Annotated in this window: 21 protein-coding genes and 2 pseudogenes; 17 read left to right on the forward strand and 6 right to left on the reverse strand. The window is 68.3% G+C overall.

Annotation, left to right across the window (positions count from 1 at the left end; translation table 11 throughout):
- The first annotated feature begins 103 nt into the window (after window positions 1–103).
- From ABLG96_RS10415 to ABLG96_RS10440, 6 genes and pseudogenes are all read left to right on the forward strand, one after another.
- Window positions 104–1,120: pseudogene (locus tag ABLG96_RS10415) on the forward strand (aldo/keto reductase).
- Window positions 1,117–1,485 (forward strand): annotated as a pseudogene (locus tag ABLG96_RS10420) (MerR family transcriptional regulator); the annotation flags it as partial. The pseudogenes ABLG96_RS10415 and ABLG96_RS10420, both read left to right, overlap by 4 nt.
- Window positions 1,459–2,154 carry an AAA family ATPase gene (locus ABLG96_RS10425; protein WP_353651463.1) on the forward strand — a complete coding sequence of 232 codons (696 nt, stop codon included), beginning with the start codon at window positions 1,459–1,461 and terminating at the stop codon, window positions 2,152–2,154. The pseudogene ABLG96_RS10420 and the gene ABLG96_RS10425, both read left to right, overlap by 27 nt.
- Before the next feature lie 619 nt (window positions 2,155–2,773).
- Entirely contained in the window at window positions 2,774–3,229 is a 456-nt protein-coding gene (locus tag ABLG96_RS10430) for a TerB family tellurite resistance protein (protein WP_353651254.1), read from the forward strand.
- A 48-nt stretch (window positions 3,230–3,277) separates the two neighbouring features.
- On the forward strand, window positions 3,278–3,670 hold the full coding sequence (locus ABLG96_RS10435) for a VOC family protein (RefSeq protein ID WP_353651255.1): 393 nt from the start codon (window positions 3,278–3,280) through the stop codon (window positions 3,668–3,670).
- Between the two features lie 134 nt (window positions 3,671–3,804).
- Window positions 3,805–4,254: a hypothetical protein gene (locus ABLG96_RS10440; RefSeq protein ID WP_353651256.1), complete on the forward strand. Its 450-nt coding sequence runs from the start codon at window positions 3,805–3,807 to the stop codon at window positions 4,252–4,254.
- A 39-nt stretch (window positions 4,255–4,293) separates the two neighbouring features.
- Here ABLG96_RS10440 and ABLG96_RS10445 read toward each other — a convergent pair whose 3' ends face one another.
- The 4 genes from ABLG96_RS10445 to ABLG96_RS10460 all read right to left on the reverse strand — a co-directional run bounded on the left by ABLG96_RS10445 (window position 4,294) and on the right by ABLG96_RS10460 (window position 6,233).
- Window positions 4,294–4,704 carry a DUF6855 family protein gene (locus ABLG96_RS10445; RefSeq protein WP_353651257.1) on the reverse strand — a complete coding sequence of 137 codons (411 nt, stop codon included), beginning with the start codon at window positions 4,702–4,704 and terminating at the stop codon, window positions 4,294–4,296.
- Between the two features lie 56 nt (window positions 4,705–4,760).
- Entirely contained in the window at window positions 4,761–5,267 is a 507-nt protein-coding gene (locus tag ABLG96_RS10450) for a DUF427 domain-containing protein (protein ID WP_353651258.1), read from the reverse strand.
- Window positions 5,268–5,292: 25 nt separating this feature from the next.
- The gene (locus ABLG96_RS10455; protein WP_353651259.1) at window positions 5,293–5,844 is read right to left on the reverse strand and encodes a hypothetical protein; all 552 of its coding nucleotides are present in this window, start codon (window positions 5,842–5,844) and stop codon (window positions 5,293–5,295) included.
- A 77-nt stretch (window positions 5,845–5,921) separates the two neighbouring features.
- On the reverse strand, window positions 5,922–6,233 hold the full coding sequence (locus tag ABLG96_RS10460; RefSeq protein ID WP_353651260.1) for a hypothetical protein: 312 nt from the start codon (window positions 6,231–6,233) through the stop codon (window positions 5,922–5,924).
- Between the two features lie 99 nt (window positions 6,234–6,332).
- Between ABLG96_RS10460 and ABLG96_RS10465 the strand changes: the two genes are divergently transcribed.
- The 6 genes from ABLG96_RS10465 (at window position 6,333) to ABLG96_RS10490 (ending at window position 12,841) form a co-directional block, all read left to right on the forward strand.
- Window positions 6,333–7,202 (forward strand): helix-turn-helix transcriptional regulator, encoded by an 870-nt coding sequence (locus ABLG96_RS10465; RefSeq protein WP_353651261.1) that lies wholly within the window; start codon window positions 6,333–6,335, stop codon window positions 7,200–7,202.
- A gap of 61 nt (window positions 7,203–7,263) precedes the next feature.
- Window positions 7,264–8,511: an MFS transporter gene (locus ABLG96_RS10470; RefSeq protein ID WP_353651262.1), complete on the forward strand. Its 1,248-nt coding sequence runs from the start codon at window positions 7,264–7,266 to the stop codon at window positions 8,509–8,511.
- The gene (locus tag ABLG96_RS10475) at window positions 8,508–9,503 is read left to right on the forward strand and encodes an alpha/beta hydrolase (RefSeq protein ID WP_353651263.1); all 996 of its coding nucleotides are present in this window, start codon (window positions 8,508–8,510) and stop codon (window positions 9,501–9,503) included. The genes ABLG96_RS10470 and ABLG96_RS10475 overlap by 4 nt, the downstream gene beginning before the upstream one ends.
- Before the next feature lie 251 nt (window positions 9,504–9,754).
- Window positions 9,755–11,167, forward strand: a complete 1,413-nt coding sequence (locus ABLG96_RS10480; protein WP_353651264.1) for a hypothetical protein — start codon at window positions 9,755–9,757, stop codon at window positions 11,165–11,167.
- 121 nt (window positions 11,168–11,288) lie between these two features.
- Window positions 11,289–11,696, forward strand: coding sequence for a YciI family protein (locus tag ABLG96_RS10485; RefSeq protein WP_353651265.1), 408 nt, complete (start codon window positions 11,289–11,291; stop codon window positions 11,694–11,696).
- 5 nt (window positions 11,697–11,701) lie between these two features.
- Entirely contained in the window at window positions 11,702–12,841 is a 1,140-nt protein-coding gene (locus ABLG96_RS10490) for a DUF6596 domain-containing protein (protein ID WP_353651266.1), read from the forward strand.
- A gap of 19 nt (window positions 12,842–12,860) precedes the next feature.
- On the opposite strand, the gene ABLG96_RS10495 is transcribed toward ABLG96_RS10490, so the two are convergent.
- Window positions 12,861–13,358, reverse strand: a complete 498-nt coding sequence (locus ABLG96_RS10495; protein ID WP_353651267.1) for a DUF1203 domain-containing protein — start codon at window positions 13,356–13,358, stop codon at window positions 12,861–12,863.
- A 159-nt stretch (window positions 13,359–13,517) separates the two neighbouring features.
- On the opposite strand from ABLG96_RS10495, the gene ABLG96_RS10500 reads away from it, so the two are divergent.
- From ABLG96_RS10500 to ABLG96_RS10520, 5 genes are all read left to right on the forward strand, one after another.
- Window positions 13,518–14,642, forward strand: a complete 1,125-nt coding sequence (locus ABLG96_RS10500) for a methyltransferase domain-containing protein (RefSeq protein ID WP_353651268.1) — start codon at window positions 13,518–13,520, stop codon at window positions 14,640–14,642.
- A gap of 181 nt (window positions 14,643–14,823) precedes the next feature.
- Window positions 14,824–16,194 carry a glycosyltransferase gene (locus ABLG96_RS10505; RefSeq protein WP_353651269.1) on the forward strand — a complete coding sequence of 457 codons (1,371 nt, stop codon included), beginning with the start codon at window positions 14,824–14,826 and terminating at the stop codon, window positions 16,192–16,194.
- 64 nt (window positions 16,195–16,258) lie between these two features.
- Entirely contained in the window at window positions 16,259–17,668 is a 1,410-nt protein-coding gene (locus tag ABLG96_RS10510; protein ID WP_353651270.1) for an adenylosuccinate lyase family protein, read from the forward strand.
- A 9-nt stretch (window positions 17,669–17,677) separates the two neighbouring features.
- On the forward strand, window positions 17,678–18,196 hold the full coding sequence (locus ABLG96_RS10515) for a GNAT family N-acetyltransferase (RefSeq protein WP_353651271.1): 519 nt from the start codon (window positions 17,678–17,680) through the stop codon (window positions 18,194–18,196).
- A 252-nt stretch (window positions 18,197–18,448) separates the two neighbouring features.
- Window positions 18,449–18,940, forward strand: coding sequence for a TIGR02611 family protein (locus tag ABLG96_RS10520; protein WP_353651272.1), 492 nt, complete (start codon window positions 18,449–18,451; stop codon window positions 18,938–18,940).
- A gap of 92 nt (window positions 18,941–19,032) precedes the next feature.
- Here ABLG96_RS10520 and ABLG96_RS10525 read toward each other — a convergent pair whose 3' ends face one another.
- Window positions 19,033–20,547, reverse strand: a complete 1,515-nt coding sequence (locus ABLG96_RS10525) for a S8 family serine peptidase (protein WP_353651273.1) — start codon at window positions 20,545–20,547, stop codon at window positions 19,033–19,035.
- Window positions 20,548–20,835 lie beyond the last annotated feature (288 nt).

Genomic DNA, 20,835 nt, shown 5'->3' on the forward strand with positions numbered 1-20,835 from the left:
TCGCACAGCTGGCAACAGGAACACCCATCGACGCACAGATTTCCTGAGCGAACCATCTGGGGCTTGACCTGGTGCGCGCTCCAGGTCGCAGGGTGGTCACATGATGACTTCGCCCACCGATCCCACGTCCACCACCATCCGCCGGCTGGGCCGGTCCGAGCTCTCCTCGTCGGCCATCGGGTTGGGTACCTGGCCGATCGCCGGCGCCATGGGCCTCGATGGGCAGGCCCTGGGGTACACCGGCGTCGATGACGAGGAGTCATTGCGCGCGATCGCCACCGCAGTCGAGCTCGGGGTCACGCTGTTCGACACGGCTGACGTGTACGGCGCCGGACACAGCGAACGCTTGTTGGGACAGGCGCTCGCATGCCACCCCGAGGTGCTGGTGGCCACAAAGTTCGGCAACACCTTCGACGAATCCACCCGGCGGCTGCTCGGGTCCGACACCTCCCCCGAGTACGTCAGAGCGGCCGTGCACGCGTCGTTGCGCCGGCTCGATCGCGATCATGTCGACCTCTACCAACTGCACGCCCCGGACATCCCAGCGGTGTAGGCCGCGGAGCTCGTTGCGGTGCTCGAAGACCTGGTGGCACAGGGAACGGTGCGCTGGTACGGCGTCAGCACGGACTCGCCCGTGCAGCTCGAGCCCTTCCTCGACGGTCCGCACTGCGCGATCCTGCAAGCACAGTGCAACGTGCTGGACGGGCCTTCTGCTTCCGTTGCGCTGGCGCACGAGCGCGACCTCGGCGTCTTGTGCAGGTCGCCGCTGGCCATGGGCCTGCTGGGCGGCCGGCACACCCCGAACACCCAGCTGCCGACAGGTGACGTCCGCCGAACCCAACCGGAGTGGCTGACCTGGTTCGTCGACGGTGTTCCGGCGCCCGCGGCGTGGCGCCGGCTGTCCGAGGTCCGCGACATCCTCATGGGCAGCGGCCGATCGCTGGCGCAGGGTGCGATCGCCTGGGTGCTCGCGACGGATCCGGATGCCGTCGTCGTTCCGGGCTTCCGCACGGTCGGTCAGGTCATCGACACGGTGGGAACGCTCACCGCCGCGCCGCTGACGCCGGGTGAACTCGACGATGTCGATCGGGTGCTCGGTCGTGCCACGATCGACGTATGAACCCATCCGATCCACACCACGAGAACGTGTTCGAGCCGCACGAGGCCGCCGAGCGCACCGGGTTGAGTCTCGACACTTTGCGGTACTACGAGCGGGAGGGCCTCATCGGCCCGGTCGACCGCACCGTCAACGGCCGCCGCCGGTACACCGAGGGTGACCTGTCGTGGATCGGGCTGCTCACGTGCTTGCGGGACGCCGGCCTGGGGATCGCCGACCTGCGCGGCTTCACGCAGCTGTTGCGGACGAGTGGGTCGGAGCCCACCGACCCCGTCGAATTCCTGCGGCGGCACCGGGCAGCGCTGCTCGAGCGCCAGGAGGCAACGCTTCGTGCGCTGACGGTGCTGGGGGACAAGATCGCCTACTACGACGCCAGCGTCGACAGTCATTCTCGCGCAACGGAATCCGCGCCGGCGGAGCCTGCGTTGCCGGCGTCCGATGGTGCGGTCACCGATCCGACCACAGCGCGGCCGAAGGTGGCCGACGAACCGGGCACGATCGTGATCGTGTCAGGCCCGCCGGGTGCCGGAAAGTCCACAGTGGCAACACTTCTGGCCACCGATGGGGCGCGGCCGACGATCCTGCTGGACACCGATGAGTTCTACCGAGCGATCCGCACCGGGTATGTCGCGCCGTATCTGCCGGAATCGGCATCGCAGAACGTCGTGGTCACCGGGGTGTGCGCGGAGGCCGCGATCGGCTACGCCCGTGGCGGGTACGACGTGGTGGTGGACGGTGTCGTCGGGCCTTGGTTCCTTCCCTCCTACCGCACACCGATCCACCGTGCCGGGCTGCGGGTGGTCTATGTGGTGCTGCTTCCTGATCTGTCGACGACGGTGGCCAGGGCCCGCGGCCGTGGCGAGGACCAACTGCGCGACTCCGGACCCGTCTCCGAGCTGCACCGCGCTTTCGAGTCCCACCGGGCGCTGCTCTCTCGACACATCGTCGACTCGACGGGTACTGATCCGGTCGGCACCGCCGCTGGTCTGCGTCGCCGGATTGCGGCCGGCGAGTTCGTGCTGGAAGGCCCAGCTTGACGGCCAGAGTTCGGCGGTCGGATGCAGGCACTGCTGGGCTCTGCACTGAGCTCGCTCGATCGGCGGTTCAGGGTGGTTTGTTCTTCACTCATCCGGCGGTGCAAACGGACGCACATACGTTCGATGATGGATCCATGTCAGCAACGATTCCGCCTCCGTGGCTTGAGGAGAACCTCGTCGACGCCGCAGACATGGACGAGCTGCAGCAGGTCGATGAGTTCCTGGAGGACCGGTGGATCCGCCTCGTCACCGACGACCTGCAAGGCCAACTTCTCGACCTGGGGCCGGCGTCCACCCAGGCCGAGAGCATCGACCGGATCGCCTCCCTGCAGCGACTGATCGCGACCGCCTCCTCCGTCCTGGCCGCGGAAGAGGTCGCGTTCGCCTCCGCCGAGCAGCAGCGTCAACTCGACGCCGGGGTGAAACCGCGGGATCTGGGTCGCGGGACCGCGGAACAGCTCGGTAGGCCGACTCCGCTGGTCAGGACATCACCATCGCCGATGATCGGTCTCATGGCCGGAGGGGAACGTCTCCGGCCGCTCGTTCGTTCTGCTGAGGCACGTGTCCGGATCTCGGACCCGCAGTCACCGCACCAGCACCGCACACGAAAGAGGACATCATGCCGATCTGGAACCAGCTCCGTCAGGCCGCACAGGGTATGCAGACGCAACTCGTCGCCAAGAAGAACGACCTCAAGAGCGGCGCCTTCCGTGACGCCAGCATGGCGATGTGCGCCCTGGTCGCCGCCGCCGATGGCTCCATCGACGTCGACGAACGTCGCAAGGTCGCCGGCCTGGTCACCACGAACGAAGTCCTGTCCAATTTCGCCGCCGATGATCTGCGGGCGAAGTTCGACGACTACTGCAACAAGCTGACGGCCGACTTCGACTTCGGCAAGGTCTCCTTGATCCAGGAGATCTCCAAGACGAAGAAGAAGCCGACCGAAGCCCGCGCCGTCATCCAGATCGGCATCATCATCGGTGGCGCCGACGGCAACTTCGACGCCGACGAGAAGAAGGTCGTCAAGGAGGCTTGCTTCGCACTCGGCATCGACCCGACCGAGTTCGAGCTCTGAGGCATTCGTGCAAGAGAACGACAGATGGGATCCACCTACGCTGGGTCGATGCAGCTCGATCTGATCAGCGTGGTGGTGTCGGAGTACGACGAGGCGATCGCCTTCTACACGGAGGTCCTCGGATTTGAACTGACCGAGGATGCAGCGTCGTTGACCAACGACGGCAGACCGAAGCGCTGGGTGGTGCTGCGCCCACCGGGCGGCGGTACCGGCCTGCTGCTCGCACGGGCGGACGGCCCGACCCAGGAAGCGGTGGTGGGCAGCCAGTTCGCCGGCCGGGTCGGGCTGTTCCTCCGCGTCGACGACTTCGATGCGCAGCTCCGGCGGATGCAGGATGCCGGCGTGCACTTCGTCGGGGAACCCCGGACCGAGCCGTACGGCCGGGTGGCGGTGTTCGTCGACATCGCGGGCAACCGGTGGGATCTGCTGTCGAGGCTCTGACGCAATGAGGGCTGGGACGCGATTGCTGCTGTCGCGCCATCGATCAGGATTCGAGAAGCTCCCCAGCAGCGGCAGCCATACCGTTCTGGGCGGGAAGGCACCCCATGCCGACCATGATCGGGAGGAGCACGCAGATGCCCACGAACAAGACCGAGACGGTGTCCGACGGATTCAGCGCCGCAGAGCGAGCCGCGATGAAGGAGCGCGCCGCCGAGCTCCGTGCCGAAGGGAAGAAGGGCGCGAAACGTGCTGACGGTCTCCAGGCGGTGCTCGATCAGATCCAGAAGATGGCTCCGGGCGACCGGGCGCTCGCCGAACGCATACACGCGACGGTCACCGCGCACGCACCCGAGCTGCAGCCGAGAACCTGGTACGGCATGCCCGCCTACGCGAACGAGGACGGCAAGGTCGTGCTGTTCTTCCAGGACTCGGGCAAGTTCAGCTACCGATATTCGACCCTCGGGTTCCAGGATGCGGCGAACCTCGACGAAGGCGACATCTGGCCGTGCTCGTTCGCCCTCCTGAAGTGGAGCCCGGCGGTGCAGAAGAGGGTCATCGAACTCGTCAAGAAGGCCGCGTCCTGACTCGGATTGCGGCAGTGACGGGAGGTGAGCGCCGTGCGCTCAGCGTGCCCGCATGCGGTTGTTGCGCGGGAGGTGCTCCAACTCGGCCAGTCCGAGTGCCTCGAGGAGTGGCGGCAGGTACATGCCGAATCGGCCGCGGTAGCCCTTCCGCAGTCCGTACCAGCCGCCGATGGGGTTCGACCCGGATCGCCCGAAGGCTTCGACGGTGCCGTCCTTCGCCGGCTTGTTCTCATCGGCGCTGCCCAACGGGACCCAGTCGCCGGACTGGACCAGCATGGCGTGCAGGTCCTCGATGGCACGCAGGTCGTAGTGCAGGGTCGTGGAGCCGACCGTGCAGACGAGCCGCGGTGGGTCGGTGCTCTCGTCCCGGTACATCGTGTAGCCGGCCGTGCCGGGTGGTGTCGTGAGCTGCCACGGTTCGTCCGGGGTTCCGTTGCCGGTCGCCGTCATCCGAGTTCTCCTCAACCAGCGGGGGAAAGCCCATCCTGCACCCGCGAGGGGCCGGTTCACCAGAAACGGGTCCCGGTACTCCCCTTGAAGGGCCCGGCGATGCGATCGGTGATCCAGCCGCCGTAGAACTCCCCCGGCTGCGGACGGACCAGCTCACCATCCACCGTGCAGCGGTCGACCCGTCCCGGATAGAGCGCGATGTGGTCGGCCAGGCTCTCGTAACCAGGGGACGGCTGCGGATAGAACCACGCGATCCGGGGCGCCACCGTGTCGCCGGCGAGCACATCCAGGTACGACGCGTCGCCTTTGAACTCGCAGAACGAGCTCCCGGTGGCCGGCCGCAGGCTGCCGTCGAGGAAGGCCGCTCGCGGCAGGTAGTAGGTGGGCGGGTGGCTGGTCTCCAGGACCCGGATCGGATCATCGGTCGCAGCGATGATCCGCCCCCCGAGGAACACCTCGACGTGTTCCCCCGAGGCGTCGAGAGCCGGTGGCCGTGGATAGTCCCACACCGACTCCTGCCCTGGCCGGAGTGGATCCGGCTGCGGTCGCGTTGCTGAGCTCATCTGTCCATGGTGCGCCTCTTCCGGCTCACCAGGACGCGGGGTGGATGTAGGCCGACGGGGTGTGCCCCGTCCACTGGGCAGCGCGCATCGCAAGGTCGAGGTCACATTCCCGAGCAGACCGCAGGTTCGTCAAACGGTTCGGAGTACACCCGAGAATCCGTCCCAACTCGGTCCAGGTCAACCCCTGTGCGCAGCGTCGGGTGTCCACGGCGCCGTGCAGCTCAGCCAGATCCCAGCGGAGTCGGTGCGCAGGATCCGCCGGCGGCAGTGCCGCGGCCGCATCAGTCCCCCCGCCCTCGAGGAACTCCTCGGGAGCGCGGTCCAGCCAGCGCAGCATGAACATCGCGTACTGGCAGGAGGTCTTCCCCCGCCGGCCCAGTCTGGATACTGCTCCACCGCAGAGCGGGTGGTCTTCGCGCACGGCGTTGAGGTCCGACGACTGGTCCCACAGTTGGTCGGCCAGCTCGTACCAGTTCAGATCGTGGTGCCGGCGCTGCTGGTCGAGTGCGGCGAAGAAGGCATCGAAGTCGAAGCCGCGGATCGCTTCGTCCGCCACCGTGGAAGTGCTGTGGTTCATGGCCGGCCCGTTCTCTCGGAGGTTGTCCCGGAAAAGTAGGCGGCAATGCGGACGGAACTCCTCCGGAACCCCTCGACTCATCGCCAGGGGCCGTGGTTCACACAGTCCAGACAACGGGCCCGTGCGACGAGGGCGAGATCCGCACCATCGGTCGCCGGCAGGCTCTCACCGTTCGCCAGCTTCAGCCAGGCGTTCTCATCCCTGATCTCTGCCCACCTGCTCAGGTCAGGGTCATCGCCCTTGTGTGGGCAACCCCCGAAGTGCGCCAGTCCGGTCGGTGAGATGAGCAGCTTCTCGGCACCCGCGCCGGCGGTCTTCGCGGTCCTGTCCCGGAGACCGTGCTCGCACATCGACAGGGGTAGCTCGCAGCGAGTGCAGTCGGTTTCCATCGACCGATCGTTGCACGGTCCCGGAAGCACGGGCCGCCCTCGCCCCCTACTCCTGACAGGGACAGGCAGGTCGCGCTGTGCTGGAGCACGATGAACCACATGGCGCCCCACACCGCACGAACCCAGCAGCTGCTCACCGAACTCGGACTGAGCGGTTTCCTGCGATCCCGCAGGGCAGCGGTCAGCGCCGACGACCTGGAACTGCCCAGCTACGGCGCGCGACGGGTACCGGGATTGCGGCGCGAAGAGCTGGCCGAGCTGGCCGGCGTCTCCCTGACGTACTACACCCGACTCGAGCAGGGCCTCGCGACCAATCCCTCCTCGCAGGTGCTGGATGCGATCGCCCGCGCCCTGCGCCTCGACCAGGATGAGCGCTCACACCTCCACCGGCTCGCCGGGGCCGAACCAGATGTCCGCCGCTCGCCGGAGCCACCGGCGGCATCGCTCACCGCGCTGCTGGACCGGATGCCCGATGTTCCCGCGGTGATGCTCTCGCCGGTCCAGGACATCATCGGCTGGAACCGGTTGGGGCACGCACTGCTCGCCGGCCACCTGGACTTCTCGGCACCCTCCAGGACACCCCGACCCAACAAGGTCGAGATGATCTTCACCGACGCGCATTCTCGTTCGCTGCACCGCGAATGGGAGTACGAGGCAACTCTGGCCGTCGCGTCGCTGCGATATGTGAACGGGCGGCGAGCCGAGGACCCAGCACTCACCGACCTGGTCGGCGGGTTGTCGTTGTGCAGCAACGACTTCGCGCGGATCTGGGCTGATCAGCCAGTTCAGCTCTGCACGCGAGGGGTCAAACGATTCCACCATCCCGTCGTCGGCCGGCTCGACCTGACCTTCGAGGTGTTCCACGCCCCCGAGAACGACGGACATCGGCTGCTCGTCCACTACGCGGAGCCCGGCTCCACCGATGACGCGGCGCTGAAACTGCTCGCCAGTTCCACCCTCACTTCCTGACCGACCAGTCAACCCCACCCACCCCACATCCTCCAGGAGACCTCCCTTGGACAGCTTTGCCATGCCCTCATCCGCTCCCGACGCCCCGGCTGCCGGGCGCCGGGGACTCCCCCACCCCGGACTCATCGCACTGGCCCTCGGCGGCTTCGGGATCGGCCTGACCGAGTTCGTCATCGCCGGCCTGCTCACTGACGTCGCCACCGACCTCGGGGTCACCGTGCCGACGGCCGGAGCCCTGATCTGGGGCTATGCCCTGGCGGTGGCCGTCGGCGCCTTCACCGTCACTGCCGCACTCAGCCGCCGCCCACCCAAGGGTGCGCTGCTGGTCCTGGTGGCCCTGTTCGTGCTCGGCAACGTCCTCACCGCGCTGTCGCCGACGTTCGCGCTCGCCGTCCTCGGGCGAGCGGTGACGGCCCTGTGTCACGGCGGCTTCTTCGGAATCGGCGCCGTGCTGGCCGCCGACCTGGTCCCGGCCGACCGCAGAGCGGGCGCGATCGCCGTGATGTTCGGCGGGCTGACCCTGTCGAACGTTCTCGGCGTCCCGTTCGGCACGTTCGTCGGTCAGCACCTGGGCTGGCGGGCAGCGTTCTGGATCATCAGCGGGATCGGAATCGTTGCAGCGCTGGGCATCGCAGCGGCGGTGCCGCGACGTCCCGCTCCCCCACTGCCCGCAGGTTCGCAGTACGCAGTGCTCCGCCGACCGCAGGTGCGGGTGTCGGTGTTGCTGACGCTGACGCTCTTCGGCGGACTGTTCGGAGCGTTCATCTATGTTGAGCCGCTGGTCACCCGGGTCACCGGCTTCGGCGCCGGCGCAGTGCCGTGGCTGCTCGTCGTCTTCGGCCTCGGCCTGTTCTTCGGGAACATCGTGGGCGGGCGCGCCGCCGACCGGAACCTCACCCGTACGTTGCGGGTGCTGGCCGTCCTGCTGCCGTTGGTACTGCTGGTCTACGGGGCGACAGCCCAGTGGAGGATCCCGGTGATCATCTCTTTGTTCGTCATCGGATTCGTCGGCTTCGCGGCGACGCCTCCCCTGCAACTGCGGGTGATGCGCTTCGCGGGTGACGCGCCGACCATGGCGTCTGCCGCCAACATCGCGGCGTTCAACGTCGGCAATGCGATCGGGTCGGCGCTGGGCGGTCTGGCGATCTCGCTGGGCTGGGGTTGGCGTTCCCCCATCTGGGTCGGCGTCGGGATGGCGATGATCGGCACCTGCCTGGCACTGGCCAACCGACACGAGAACGCCGGTGCTGCCCCGGGCAACGACGCTGCAGATGCGGTCGGCAGCATGGCGAACGGTGACGGACGATGACCCTCCATCCGCAGGCGGCCACACATCTGCGAGCTTCGGCCGGAGCTCAGACGATCGCCGGATCGACCGTCCCCGAAGCGCGCCTCGCGACGCTCGGATACCTGGCACTGCAACGGGAAAGCGTCGATCTGCCGGTGCAGCACCGCTTCATCCCCGGGCCGACTGCTGATCTGCCGATCAGGATCATCAGACCTGATGGCGAGCCAGGGCCGCACCCGGCGATCGTCGTACTGCACGGCAGCGGCTGGGTGGCGTGCAACCTGGACGTCGTCGATGAGCCGGCTCGTCGATTGGCAGCCGACACCGGATTCACCGTGATCACCGTCAATTACCAGAAGGCGCCGGAACATCCCTTCCCGGTTCCGCTCGACGACTGCATCGCCACCATCGAGTGGGTCCGTGAGCACGCTGCGGAGCTCGGAGTGGAAGCAGACCGGATCGGAGTCGTCGGCGACAGCGCCGGCGGCAATCTGGCAGCGGCGGCCACCGCGGTGCTGACCGACCGTTGGTCCGCACCAGGTGGGACGGGGTCCGTCGCCGAGCGACCCGTCGCTGCTCTGGCGCTCCTCTACCCGGCCTTGGATGCGGTGGCCGACAGCGGGTCCTACCGCGAATTCGCCGAGGGCCACGGGTTGGACGCCGCCGACATGGCCTGGTTCTGGGGGCACTACCTGGGTCCGGGCGCTGACGACGAACTCCGGCGCGACCCACGGGTCTCGCCGCTGCGAGCGCCGTCGCTCGCCGCTCTGCCGCCGACCTACGTCGCCACCGCCGGCCACGACGTGCTGCGTGACGAGGGTGAGGCCTACGCCGACCGACTGCGCGCAGCAGCGGTTCCGGTGACGGCACAACGGTTCCCAGGCATGATCCACGGCTTCTGGTGGATGGACGCAGTGCTCGACGAGGCGCGCACACTGCAACTGGCGGTGGCTGGGTTCTTCCGTACGCAGCTCGGGGATGCCCGCGTCGAGGGTCGAGATGAGCCCAGGTAGTCAGGTCAGCGGGCTGGCACCCTGTCGGCTCGGCTGGGTCGACCGGGCTCGACCCCGGGCCCGTGTGCACATCAGCCTGTGCCCGCTGTCTGTCCACCGGTGCCAGAGGGCTCCCGCGTTCGGCGGACGACCTCCCAGCGACCCACCGCAGTGGATGGAGCCCGAACATCTGCGGTCCAGGATGTCCCGACCCGATTGCCGGGCCGCTCCACTGGACGTCACCGGACCAGAATCGCGGTTACGCTCGCGCCGTGTCCACCAAGACCGGCTCGACCGAGTTCGCGCGGCGCCGCCGCCGGGACATCGTGATCGCGGCGGCGATCGCACTGGTGGCCGGTGTGGTCGCCGGCACGATCTATCTGACGAGTGACATCCGCGCGGTCACCTCGACCGAAGCTCCCAAGACCGCGCTGCCGAAGAACGCTGCGAGCGCACCGACTTCCCTGAAGCCGCTCTGGACGCAGCCCACCGACGGCACGCTCGGCGCCGTGGCCTCCGCCCGGGGTGTGGTGGTGACGACGGACGAGCACGGTCTGATCGGCCGGGATCCGGCCACCGGTGTCCAGCGCTGGGTCTACTCCCGCTCGAACCGCGACCTGTGCGCGGTGTACTCCAGCGACGTCACCGCCGGGACCCAGAGTTCGGCCGGTCCGGGCGTGCGCGGGATCATCGCGATCTACCGGCACGGCAACCTGTGCCAGGAAATGGTCACCCTCGACCCCCGCACCGGTGCCCGCCTCTACCAGCGCACCTTTTCCGGCCAACTTGACGGGACTCTCATCAGCGGCGGCCCCTACGCCGGTTGGCTCGGCCACGACCTGTTCGATGTCTGGCGCAACCCACTGATCCGCACCCGGCAGTACGGCAACCAGCCGGCGTCCAACGAGCCCAACTCCGCGCGGACCGGTTGCACCTTCCTGGATGCGGCGATCACCGACAGACAGTTCGCCACCGTCGAGAACTGCCCGCAGCTCAGCTTCACGTTGCGGCTGGTGCTGAATTGGCCCGATCCAGGTGACCCCTCGCAGGACAAAGACAACGGTGGCACGGTCTACACCAGCAAACCTCGCACTGACATCGACACCGGTGCCACCGCTGCCAGGATCCTCGGGATCACCCCGGACAGGGTCGCCGTGCTGGTCAACGCCCCCGTCACCGCACTGGTCGTCTACGACGCCGACGGAACCGTCGTCTCCCGCACCCCCACGGCCGCCCCCGCAGGCGCCTTCGACACCACCGGACCCACCCCCCGCACCACCCTCGACGACGTCCAGTACGCCCTGCTCGGCACCACCCTGATGGCCCTCACCACCGCAAACCGCACCGTCAAGGTGACCACCACCCCAACCACAACGACCACCGCCGAGCTGCTGCCCACCGGCTCCAGCAGCGCCGCACCCACCGTCACCGACGAAGAACGCGACACCCCCGCGCTGGCCTGGCAACGCAACGGCGTCATCGGCCTGCCCGGCACGGTCAGCGGGAACGTGCTGATCCCCACCGCGACCGGCATCGACGTCGCCAACCGCATCGAAGGAACCACCGTGCGCAACCTGACAGTGTCCCGACCGAACGAGCCGACGCGGGTGGACCTGCGAGTCATCGGCAGCAACCTCGTCGAACTGCGTGGCGGCCAGGTCGCCGTCTACGGCATCGTCCGATGACCGGGCATCACCCCGCACGGTTCGGTCGATCACATCGGGAACCATGTCGAGAACGGGCGGACGGCGTCGTCCTGGTAGTGAACGCGGCCGACGACGGCGGCGACGAGAGAAGGAGAACATCATGGCGAAGTACCTGTTCCTCAAGCACTACCGCGGAGCTCCGGCGGGGGTCAACGACGTCCCGATGGACCAGTGGACCCAGGACGAGATCTCGGCCCACCTGCAGTACATGGACGATTTCGCCGACCGGCTCAGGGCCACCGGCGAGTTCGTCGACGGGCAGGCGCTCTCGCCGGAGGGTGCGTTCGTGCGTTACGACGGCGAGGGCCGGCCGCCGATCACCGACGGACCCTTCGCCGAGACCAAGGACCTGATCGCCGGCTGGATGGCGATCGACGTCGACAGTTGGGATCGGGCAGTCGAACTCGCCGGGGAACTGTCCGCCGCCCCCGGTGCAGGCGGGAAGCCGATCCACGAATGGCTCGGGGTGCGCCCGTTCCTGACCGCTCCTCCGACCGTCACGGAGTAGCGGCGGTGGATGAGCTCCTGCTCAGGACCCTCGTGCCCAGGGTGATCGGTGTCCTCGTCCGCCGTGGCGCGGATTTCGCGTCGGCCGAGGATGCCGTCCAGGACGCTCTCGTCGAGGCCGTACGCAGCTGGCCGGCCGAACCACCCCGGGATCCCCAGGCCTGGCTGATCACTGCGGCCTGGCGCAAGTACCTCGATGCCGTGCGCGCCGCCGCGGCTCGGCGGCGGCGGGAGGACACCGTCGACACCGAACCGGCGCCGGGTCCGGTGGCGAGCACCGACGACACGCTGCAGCTGTACTTCCTCTGCACAAATCCGGCGCTCTCGGCCGCATCGTCGATCGCTCTCACTCTCCGCGCTGTCGGCGGCCTGACCACCCGGCAGATCGCCGAGGCGTACCTGGTCCCGGAATCGACGATGGCGCAACGGATCAGCCGCGCGAAGAAGACCATCAGCGACGTCCCGCTCGACACCGTCGGTGAGATCGCCACCGTCGTCCGGGTGCTGTACCTGGTGTTCAACGAGGGTTACTCCGGAGAGCTGGATCTGGCGGCCGAGGCCATCCGGTTGACCCGGCAGTTGGCTGCCGCCGTCGACCATCCCGAGGTGGCCGGACTGCTGGCATTGATGCTGCTGCACCACGCGCGGCGTCCGGCCAGGATCGCCGCCGACGGCAGGCTGGTGACCTTGGCCGATCAGGACCGTTCCCGTTGGGACACTGCACTGATCGCCGAAGGGGTGCAGATACTGCAGGGAGCCCTGGCCCGTGATCGGTTGGGAGAGTTCCAGGCCCAGGCAGCAATCGCGGCGCTCCATGCGGACGCCGCCGACGTCCGGGAGACCGATTGGGTGCAGATCGTCGGGTGGTACGACGAACTGATCCGCATCGTCGACAGCCCCATCGCCCGCCTGAACCGTGCCGTTGCCGTCGGTGAAGCGGACGGAGCACGCGCGGGCCTCGCCGCGCTGGCGCAGCTCGATCCGGCGCTGCCCCGCTGGACGGCGGTGTCGGCGTACCTGCACGAGCGTGACGGAGCGCGAGCCAAGGCCGCCGAGTTGTACGCCGAGGCCGCACGACGGGCGTCGAGCGCCCTGGAGCGGGACCATCTCGTCCGCCAGGCGGCGCGGCTGAATGCCCAGCCGTGACAGCGAACCGGACGAGCACTCAGTGGCGCGCGGCGGTGAACGACCAGCAGCCGGCCAGCACGTTGAACGACTGCACGAGCTCGACCCGGGGATCGGCGAAGATCGCGTCCAATGCCGCGCCGAGTCCGTCACCGGGCTCGACCAGTACGGCGAGGTCGTAGATCTGCAGGTGGCTGCCGTCGTAGCAGCGCAGGATCTGGCGACGTTCCTGGAAGGCCGGCGGGAGAGCGCCGTTCGGTGCGGTCGGACACCCGTCCGCGTGGATCACGACAGGTCCGGACATCCGGTATGCGCCGTTCCACGGGAAGGGCGACCAGCCGATGATCGCCAGCATCTCGCCGGGCCGGGAGTCGGCCAGACAACACCGGAGCGGCCAATCTCCCGCAGCGTCCTTGAACGGCTGCACCGGCAAGCCGTGATGATCGATCCTGCTGCGCCGCAACGTCTCCAGCTGATCGGGATCGGTCCCGTGAACCAGGTAGGTGGATCGCAGTGTCGACGGATGTGGGGTTGTCATGTCCCCAGCCTGCCCGCGGCTCGCGGCGAGCACCGGCGGAAATCGGACCCCGCATGTGGGTCGAGTGCGGGCCGCCGTGCGGCACGGCGGGCGGCGGCCTCAGCAGGGCTCGGGCCGGTACTGCGGCCTGAGCGCCGTCGCCCGCCTAGTCTGAGTGGTGTGCAGTGCCACTACTTCGACTCCGGCGCGTGCCGCTCGTGTCGGCTGATGGGGGTCCCGTATCGCCGGCAGGTCGCCGACAAGCAGGCCGCTGCCGAGCAGACGTTGCACGAGGTCACGCCAGGGGTGCAGTGGTTGGCGCCCTTCGCGGGGCCCGAATCCGGCTATCGGAACAAGGCGAAGTGGGTCGTCGGCGGCAGCTCCGACTCCCCGACCATTGGCATCCTCGACGAGTTCCGCGAAGGGATCGATCTGAGAGAGTGCGGGATCTGCGAGCCCTCGCTCGTCGCCGCATTCCCGGTACTGGCCGCGTTCATCTCCTCGTGTGGCCTCGTCCCGTACGACGTGCGCAGACGGACCGGTGAGCTCAAGTACCTGATCGTCACCGCCTCCCCCGACGGCGAGCTGATGGTCCGCTTCGTACTCCGCTCGCGCCACCAGCTGCCGGTCATCAGGCGCGCACTGCCCGAACTGCTGGCCGTGCTGCCCCGAGCGGCGGTGGTGTCGGTCAACCTCCACCCGGAACACAAGGCGGTGCTCGAGGGTGAGGAGGAAGTGGTGCTCACCGATCGTCGAACGCTCCCGATGCGCCTCGACGACGTGACGCTGCACCTCGGCCCGCAGGGCTTCTTCCAGACGAACTCCACGGTCGCCACCGCTCTGTACCGGCAGGCCGCCGACTGGGCGGCCGCTGTGAGGCCCAGCTCTGTGCTCGACATGTACTGCGGCGTCGGTGGTTTCGCCCTGTTCGCCGCCCCTGCTTCCGCGCGCTCGATCCGCGGCGTCGAACTGTCCGAGGACGCCGTGGTCGCCGCCCGCGCCAGCGCACTGCAGGCAGCCGCCCCTGAGCGATTCACCTTCGAAGCAGGCGACGCCGCAACGGATCTGGCCCCGGAGGCCGACCTGGTGATCGTGAATCCACCGCGGCGAGGGATCGGGGTAGGTCTGGCACACCGATTGGAGACCTCGCCGTCGGAGCACGTGCTGTATTCCAGCTGCAATCCTGTGACCCTCGCGCAGGATCTGGCCCGGATGCCGTCCCTGCGACCCAGGCAGGCGCGGTTGTTCGACATGTTCCCGCAGACCACCCATGTCGAGGTCGCGGTCCTGCTGGACCGGGTCTGATCAGACAGGTCCCGTCGGTAACTGCTGCAGCGTCAGGTTTCCAGTGTGTGAACTCCTCATGTGAGAGGGCGCAGGTGCGGCGCGCATGTTGCACAGTGGCACCAGTGGAAGGTTGTCCGGGGCGATCCACTCTCCCCGGTGACCGGCGCCCCCCGACCGATGATCGCCCAGGAGGTGTCCGATGGACAGCACCCCGCCCACCGAAACCCTGTTCCCGCCCATCGAAACCCTGCTCCCGCCCACCGTTGCCTTCCCCGGGCTCGCGGAACGTACGGGCAGAGCACGCCGCCGGCTGGTCATCGTCGTCCGCGCCGATCCCGTCATCTGTGGTCATTCCGGAGAGGCCCGATGCCTGGCTGAGGTGGCGCTCACCCGGGGGTATGACGACGTGCGGATCGTCAGTTGGCCGATCGACCGTCTGCAGGAGAGCGGATTGCCCCTGAAGCCGTTGGCCACCGTGCAGCCGTACTCCCCCGGCATCACCGTGGAGCGCCCGGATCCGGTCGGCGACTACCGGGTCATCGACGGGCGGTACCTCGCCGGTCTGACCGGACGCCTCATCGAACTGTTCACCGACGGCGTACCGACGGTGGCCATGTCGCTGTACCTCAGCCCGCACACCACTGCGGTCCAGGACGCCGCTCGGATCGCCAGGTCGATGGGGGCGCGCGATCTGGTGACCGTAGCCGAGGCGGTCGGCTCGGACATCACCAACGTCGTCCGGAACTGCTTGGACGACAACCGGTTCGGTGCTGCAGTGCACATCATGACCACCTACCTGGAGGCCGACCACTGCGTCGCGGTGTCCCAGTTCACCAAGGACCTCATCGAGGAGTCGGCGCTGCTGCTCGACGAGCGGCTGGGAACGCACTTCGCGCAGGAATGTCGGCAGCGCATCGGGATCAGCTTCCCCGCGGTCCATACCGCCCCGTACCTGGAGCAGGATCGGGATCAGGTCGCGCGGGTGCTGCAGCGCCGTGGCCTGGAACCCGGCAAGTACCTGCTGTTCCTGTCGAGGTTGGCCGCGGCGAAGGGTGTCGACGATCTGATCGAGGCCTACCGCGGCAGCACCGCGCGGCGCGAGTTGAAGCTGGTGCTGGTGGGTCGCGGTCCACGTGAGGCCGAGATCCGTTCCTGGGCAGCTGCTTCCGGAGTGGCGGACCGGATCGAGATCCTCACCGACGTCGATGACGACGAGAAGCCGGCGCTGATGGCGGGCAGCGCAGCGTTCGTGCTGCCCAGCCGTCCGCAGCCGGAGTTCGTGGAGACCTTCGGGATCGCCCTCGTGGAGGCGATGCTGTCCGGTGGCGGCCCGGTGATCACCTGTCCGACAGGCGGGATCACCGAGGCGGTCGGCGACACCGCGGTGCTGGTACCGCCGTTCGCACCGGAGTCGCTGCGGGACGCCATCGACATGGTTGCCACCATGTCTCCGGAGATGGACGCGGCCTGGCGGACTCGGGCCCGTGAGTACGCGTTGCAGTTCGATCGGGCCCAGGTGTTCGACCGACTGGCGCGACGGATCGCGACTGCGGACGAGGACGTCGCCTGACCGGCACGCCACCCCAGGACTCGTGCGCCACACGACGGTCACACACGCGTGGTTCAGTGATCCGATGATGACGCGCTTCACCGACGGGCGGGTACCCGACCCCGGCATCCGACGGTTGTTCGCCCCGGCCAATCGCTGGCAGCGGTGGCTCGACGTCGAAGCCGCGCTCGCCCTGAGCGAGTCGGACCTGGGCGTCATCCCCCCGGGGGCCGGTGCGGTGATCGCCGAGGCCGCGACCTTCGACCGCATCGACCTGGACAAGGTTGCGCGCGGCATCCTGGCCACCTCGCATCCGGTGATGGCTCTCGTCCGGGAGCTCAGCCAGGAGGCCGGCCGCGAGTACGGCGGCTGGGTGCATTGGGGTGCCACCAGCCAGAACATCACCCAGACCGGCGACGTGCTGGTGATCAGGGACGCCCACGTACTGCTGCTCGGGGTGCTCAGCGATGTCCTGCGCGCGGCCGGCGAGCTCGCCGAACGCGGCGCCGAGATGGTGGCCGCCGGGCGCACTCATGGTCAGCACGCGGTGCCGATCACCTTCGGCTTCAAGGTCGCGGCGTGGATCGACGAACTCTGCCGCAGCGCCGACCGGCTCCGCCAGACCGAACCCCGCCTGTTCACCGCGATGCTCGGTGGTGCGGTCGGCAACTTCGCGTCCCTGGGCGACGTGGGCCCGGCCGTCCAGGCGCAGCTCGCCGCCCGCCTGGATCTGCTGCCGATGACGGTGCCGATGCGGGCCACCGCGGATGCGTTTGCCGAGTACGTCTGCGTGCTCGGGGTGTTGGCGGGCACCATCGGGCGCATCGCGCGGGACGTGTTCGCGATGATGTCGACCGAACTGGCCGAGGCTGCGGAGCCGACCCCGACGGCGACGGTCGGCTCGTCCACGATGCCGCACAAGAAGAACCCGCAGCTGACCGACGACTGCATCGCCATCTCAGCGCAGGTGCGCGCTCTCGTGCCGTTGGCCCTCGAGGCGATGCTGCAGGACCATGAAGTGTCCGGCGCGTACACGGAGATGATGGACGACGCGCTCGAACGCGGCTGTGTGCTCTCGGGCGACCTGCTCACCAGGATGCGGATGATCCTGGCCGGGCTGGAACTGGATCGCCGACGGATGCGCCACAACCTGGAGCTGACCAACGGTCTGATCTCCTCGGAGGCCGTGATGCTGGCCCTGGGTGCGGTGATCGGTCGACAACAGGCACACGAGGTGGTGCGGCAGGCTGCCCGCCAGGTGCATCCCGGTCTGAGCTTCGCCGACACCCTCCGCCGGGACCGCCGGGTGACCGACCACCTGACGGACGACGAACTGGACGCCCTGCTCGATCCGTTGGGGCACATCGGCCGGTCGGCCGAGATCGCCCGTGAGGCAGCTGAGCGCGCGGGCACGGTGGCCACCCAGATCGACCGTCGCATCCGGGACCTGCCGACCCCGCCGATCTTCCCTGCCGAGACCGAGCGCGGGCTCTAGTCTGGACCGATGCCGCAATCCGTCCACCTCGTCCCGATGACCGAGTGGATGGTCCAGGAACGGCTCTCCCAGGACGATTCCTTCCAGCAGGCAATCCCGGTCGCCGGCCAGTCGATTCTCGTCCACTTCGGCGCCGAATGGCCGGGAGTGGCCGTCGAGCTCTTCCCCCGATTCCTGACGATGCTGCAGGCCGGCGAAGACCTGGACACCCACCTCGTGGTGCACGTCGACAGCGCCGAAGCGGTCGGCATGATCGGGGTGGTGGACGTGGACCTCGACGCCGGCGCCGTGGAGATCGGCTACGGCATCAACCCGTCGGCGTGGGGGTGTGGGTTCGCGACCGAGGCGGTGCGGCAGACGGTGGAGATGTTGTCCGCCCGCCCCGACGTCGAGACCGTCATTGCCTCCACCGGTGTCGACAACGCAGCCAGCGGCCGAGTGCTGAGCAAGAACCACTTCCAGCGGGTCGGCTCCGGCTGGTCGGAAGAAGACGGCACCCTGATCAACTGGTCCCGCGCCGTGCGCTGAGTTCGATCACTGGGTGCAGCGTGACCGTCGGAGCCGTGGCGGTCGCCCGTGGGTCGCTCCGCAAGCCTGCGGAGATTGCCGGTGGCGTCATCCTCATCCTGATCGGCGTCCGAATCCTGTGCGACCATCTCGGCCTCTGTGATCGACCTGATCGACGTCACCCGTGGTGGCAGTCGGGGAACACCAGGCATGATCGGGTTGTTCGCCCCAGGGACTCTCCCCCGCGACCGGACCGAACAGGAGCACCCAGCGATGCCCGCAGAGGACGTCACCGACGAGGCAGCGGACGACCGCGTCGTTCTGGACAAGCGTTACGGGGATCGCAACATCACCCTCGACACCGACGAGGACGACTGGGCCTGGCGCGCCAAGATCAAGAGCAACCCGACCACCAAGCTGATCTATCGCATCGTGGTGGGGGTAGTCGGAGTCGGCGTCGTGGCGCTCGGCATCGTGCTGCTCCCGGCGCCCGGTCCCGGCTGGTTGATCATCTTCGCGGGCCTCGGTGTGCTGGCCTCGGAGTTCGAGTGGGCGCAGCGGGTTCTGGAGTTCGCCAAGGGCCACGTCCGCCGCTGGACCTCGTGGGTGGGCAAGCAGTCCTGGTGGGTCAAGGGCCTGGTGGGCCTGGGAACGCTGCTCGTCGTGCTGCTCGCCTTCTACCTGCTGTTCTGGATCTCGGGGGTGCCGACCTGGCTGCCGGATTTCCTGGAACGTCCGCTGAGGTCGTTGCCCGGTCTGGGCTGATTCGACCCGGACAACGACTGGGCCCCCTCCGCAGGAGTGTGCGGAGGGGGCCTCGTCCGGGCGTCGTCAGCCGATGGACGTGGTGCGATCGATCACGGCTTGGAGTACTTCAGGGTGTAGCTGCCCGAGCCGCTGTAGGCGTAGACCCGGAACCGGTACGAACCGGTCGCTGCGGTGTAGGTGATGTTCTCGGTCGCGGTGTTGCCCTCACTCGAGGCCACGGTGCTCCAGGTACTGCCGTTGAGCTTCTGCAGGTAGAGGTCGAAGTCGGTCGAGGACGGCCCGGTCAGACATCCGGTGATCGTTCCCGAATTCGTCGTGGTGAAGCTGGTGGCGACCGCGTAGGTGCGGGACGAGACCGAGCCCGTCACCGTGGTGGCGCAGGTGGTCGGCGTCGGGTCGGTGCCGCCACCGCTGGTGAGTGGCGAGTACAGGAACTTGTTCGGCGAGCCCGAGCCCGGGTTGGTGATCACGCCTGCGGTGCTGCTCCCCAGGATGGCGCTGGTCACCGCGGACGGAGAGGCGGACGGGTTGCCCTGCAGGTACAGCGCCGCGACGCCCGCGACGTGTGGCGTGGCCATCGAGGTACCGGAGATGGTGTTCGTGGCGGAGTCCGAGGTGTTCCAGGACGAGGTGATGTTGGAACCCGGCGCGAACAGGTCGAGGCAGCTGCCGTAGTTGGAGAACGACGAGCGGGCGTCGGTGTTGGTGGTCGAACCGACGGTGATGGCCGAGGCCGCTCGAGCGGGAGAGCTGTTGCAGGCGTCGGTGTTGTCGTTGCCGGCGGCAACCGCGACCGTCACTCCGGAGGACGTGAGTCGGGTGATCGCGTCGTCGGTGGCCGTGGAGGCGCCGCCGCCGAGTGACATGTTCGCGACCGAGGCCCCCGAGTGGTTCTGCGCCACCCAGTCGATGCCGGCGATGACGCCGGAATTGGAGCCGGAGCCGTCGCAGCCGAGCACCCGGACCGGAACCAGCGTGACAGCCTTCGCGACGCCGTAGGTGGTGCCGCCGACGGTGCCGGACACATGGGTGCCGTGACCGTTGCAGTCGTTGGTGCCGTTGCCGTCGCTCACCGCGGTGTAGCCGGCAGCGGTGCGGCCGGTGAACTGGGAATGGCTGGTGCGGATGCCGGTGTCGATGATGTACGCCTTCACACCCGCGCCCGTCGGTGTGTAGATGTAGGTCGAGTTGAGCGGCAACGCCCGCTGGTCGATCCGATCCAGTCCCCAGGTCGCCCCGGTCTGGGTGGTGTCGGCCCGGAACACCGAGTCCTGCTCGACGTAGGCGACGGAAGGATCCTGGCGGACCTTCGCCAGCTGCGCCTCGTTCATGGCGGCGCTGTAGCCACCCACCTTCAGGTACTGGCGCTCGATCCGGATGCCGAGCGATCGCGCGGTCGACGCGACGCCGAACGTGCGAGCGGCCAGTCCCTGCTTGAGCATGACGATGTAGTGACCCGGAACAGCCTCGGCCGCGGCGTGCACGGTGAGCGGGGCAAGGGTGGTTGCCGGTGCTGCGGACGCCGCGGGGGTGACGGCGAGGGTGAGCGACACTCCGACGGCGGCGGTGGCCCCGACGGCGAACACTCTGGAGAGAACGGGCATGGTGCGGGCTCCTCGGACTGATGTGGGAACGACCTACGCACTCGGTTGAGCGGATGGTGAAAAGTAACCGTCCGTGGCCGGATGACGGAATGGCCGGAACGAAAGTTCACCCGCCCCGCCCGTGGTGGTTGCGCTGGGTGAATCGGGACAGTGCCCGAACGGGTGGCTGATGGCCCCCGTTCACCCCGTCCGGACAGCCGTACCCGGCTCGGACACGGAGCGGCATGACGTCGGCAGGGCGCGGTCCGGCCCGCGAGCTTCCATTGGACCGAACGGACTGAGATCGGG

Source organism: Nakamurella sp. A5-74 (assembly GCF_040438885.1).
In the GTDB taxonomy this organism is placed as follows: Bacteria; Actinomycetota; Actinomycetes; order Mycobacteriales; family Nakamurellaceae; genus Nakamurella.

What these genes read in the sequence shown, in the direction of transcription:
- ABLG96_RS10430 (WP_353651254.1), top strand. Translation starts at nt 2,774, where the DNA reads ATGCCGATCTGGAACCAGCTCCGTCAGGCCGCACAGGGTATGCAGACG.
- ABLG96_RS10435 (WP_353651255.1), top strand. Translation starts at nt 3,278, where the DNA reads ATGCAGCTCGATCTGATCAGCGTGGTGGTGTCGGAGTACGACGAGGCG.
- ABLG96_RS10440 (WP_353651256.1), top strand. Translation starts at nt 3,805, where the DNA reads ATGCCCACGAACAAGACCGAGACGGTGTCCGACGGATTCAGCGCCGCA.
- ABLG96_RS10445 (WP_353651257.1), bottom strand. Translation starts at nt 4,704, where the DNA reads ATGACGGCGACCGGCAACGGAACCCCGGACGAACCGTGGCAGCTCACG.
- ABLG96_RS10450 (WP_353651258.1), bottom strand. Translation starts at nt 5,267, where the DNA reads ATGAGCTCAGCAACGCGACCGCAGCCGGATCCACTCCGGCCAGGGCAG.
- ABLG96_RS10455 (WP_353651259.1), bottom strand. Translation starts at nt 5,844, where the DNA reads ATGAACCACAGCACTTCCACGGTGGCGGACGAAGCGATCCGCGGCTTC.
- ABLG96_RS10460 (WP_353651260.1), bottom strand. Translation starts at nt 6,233, where the DNA reads ATGGAAACCGACTGCACTCGCTGCGAGCTACCCCTGTCGATGTGCGAG.
- ABLG96_RS10465 (WP_353651261.1), top strand. Translation starts at nt 6,333, where the DNA reads ATGGCGCCCCACACCGCACGAACCCAGCAGCTGCTCACCGAACTCGGA.
- ABLG96_RS10470 (WP_353651262.1), top strand. Translation starts at nt 7,264, where the DNA reads ATGCCCTCATCCGCTCCCGACGCCCCGGCTGCCGGGCGCCGGGGACTC.
- ABLG96_RS10475 (WP_353651263.1), top strand. Translation starts at nt 8,508, where the DNA reads ATGACCCTCCATCCGCAGGCGGCCACACATCTGCGAGCTTCGGCCGGA.
- ABLG96_RS10485 (WP_353651265.1), top strand. Translation starts at nt 11,289, where the DNA reads ATGGCGAAGTACCTGTTCCTCAAGCACTACCGCGGAGCTCCGGCGGGG.
- ABLG96_RS10495 (WP_353651267.1), bottom strand. Translation starts at nt 13,358, where the DNA reads ATGACAACCCCACATCCGTCGACACTGCGATCCACCTACCTGGTTCAC.
- ABLG96_RS10505 (WP_353651269.1), top strand. Translation starts at nt 14,824, where the DNA reads ATGGACAGCACCCCGCCCACCGAAACCCTGTTCCCGCCCATCGAAACC.
- ABLG96_RS10510 (WP_353651270.1), top strand. Translation starts at nt 16,259, where the DNA reads ATGATGACGCGCTTCACCGACGGGCGGGTACCCGACCCCGGCATCCGA.
- ABLG96_RS10515 (WP_353651271.1), top strand. Translation starts at nt 17,678, where the DNA reads ATGCCGCAATCCGTCCACCTCGTCCCGATGACCGAGTGGATGGTCCAG.
- ABLG96_RS10520 (WP_353651272.1), top strand. Translation starts at nt 18,449, where the DNA reads ATGCCCGCAGAGGACGTCACCGACGAGGCAGCGGACGACCGCGTCGTT.
- ABLG96_RS10525 (WP_353651273.1), bottom strand. Translation starts at nt 20,547, where the DNA reads ATGCCCGTTCTCTCCAGAGTGTTCGCCGTCGGGGCCACCGCCGCCGTC.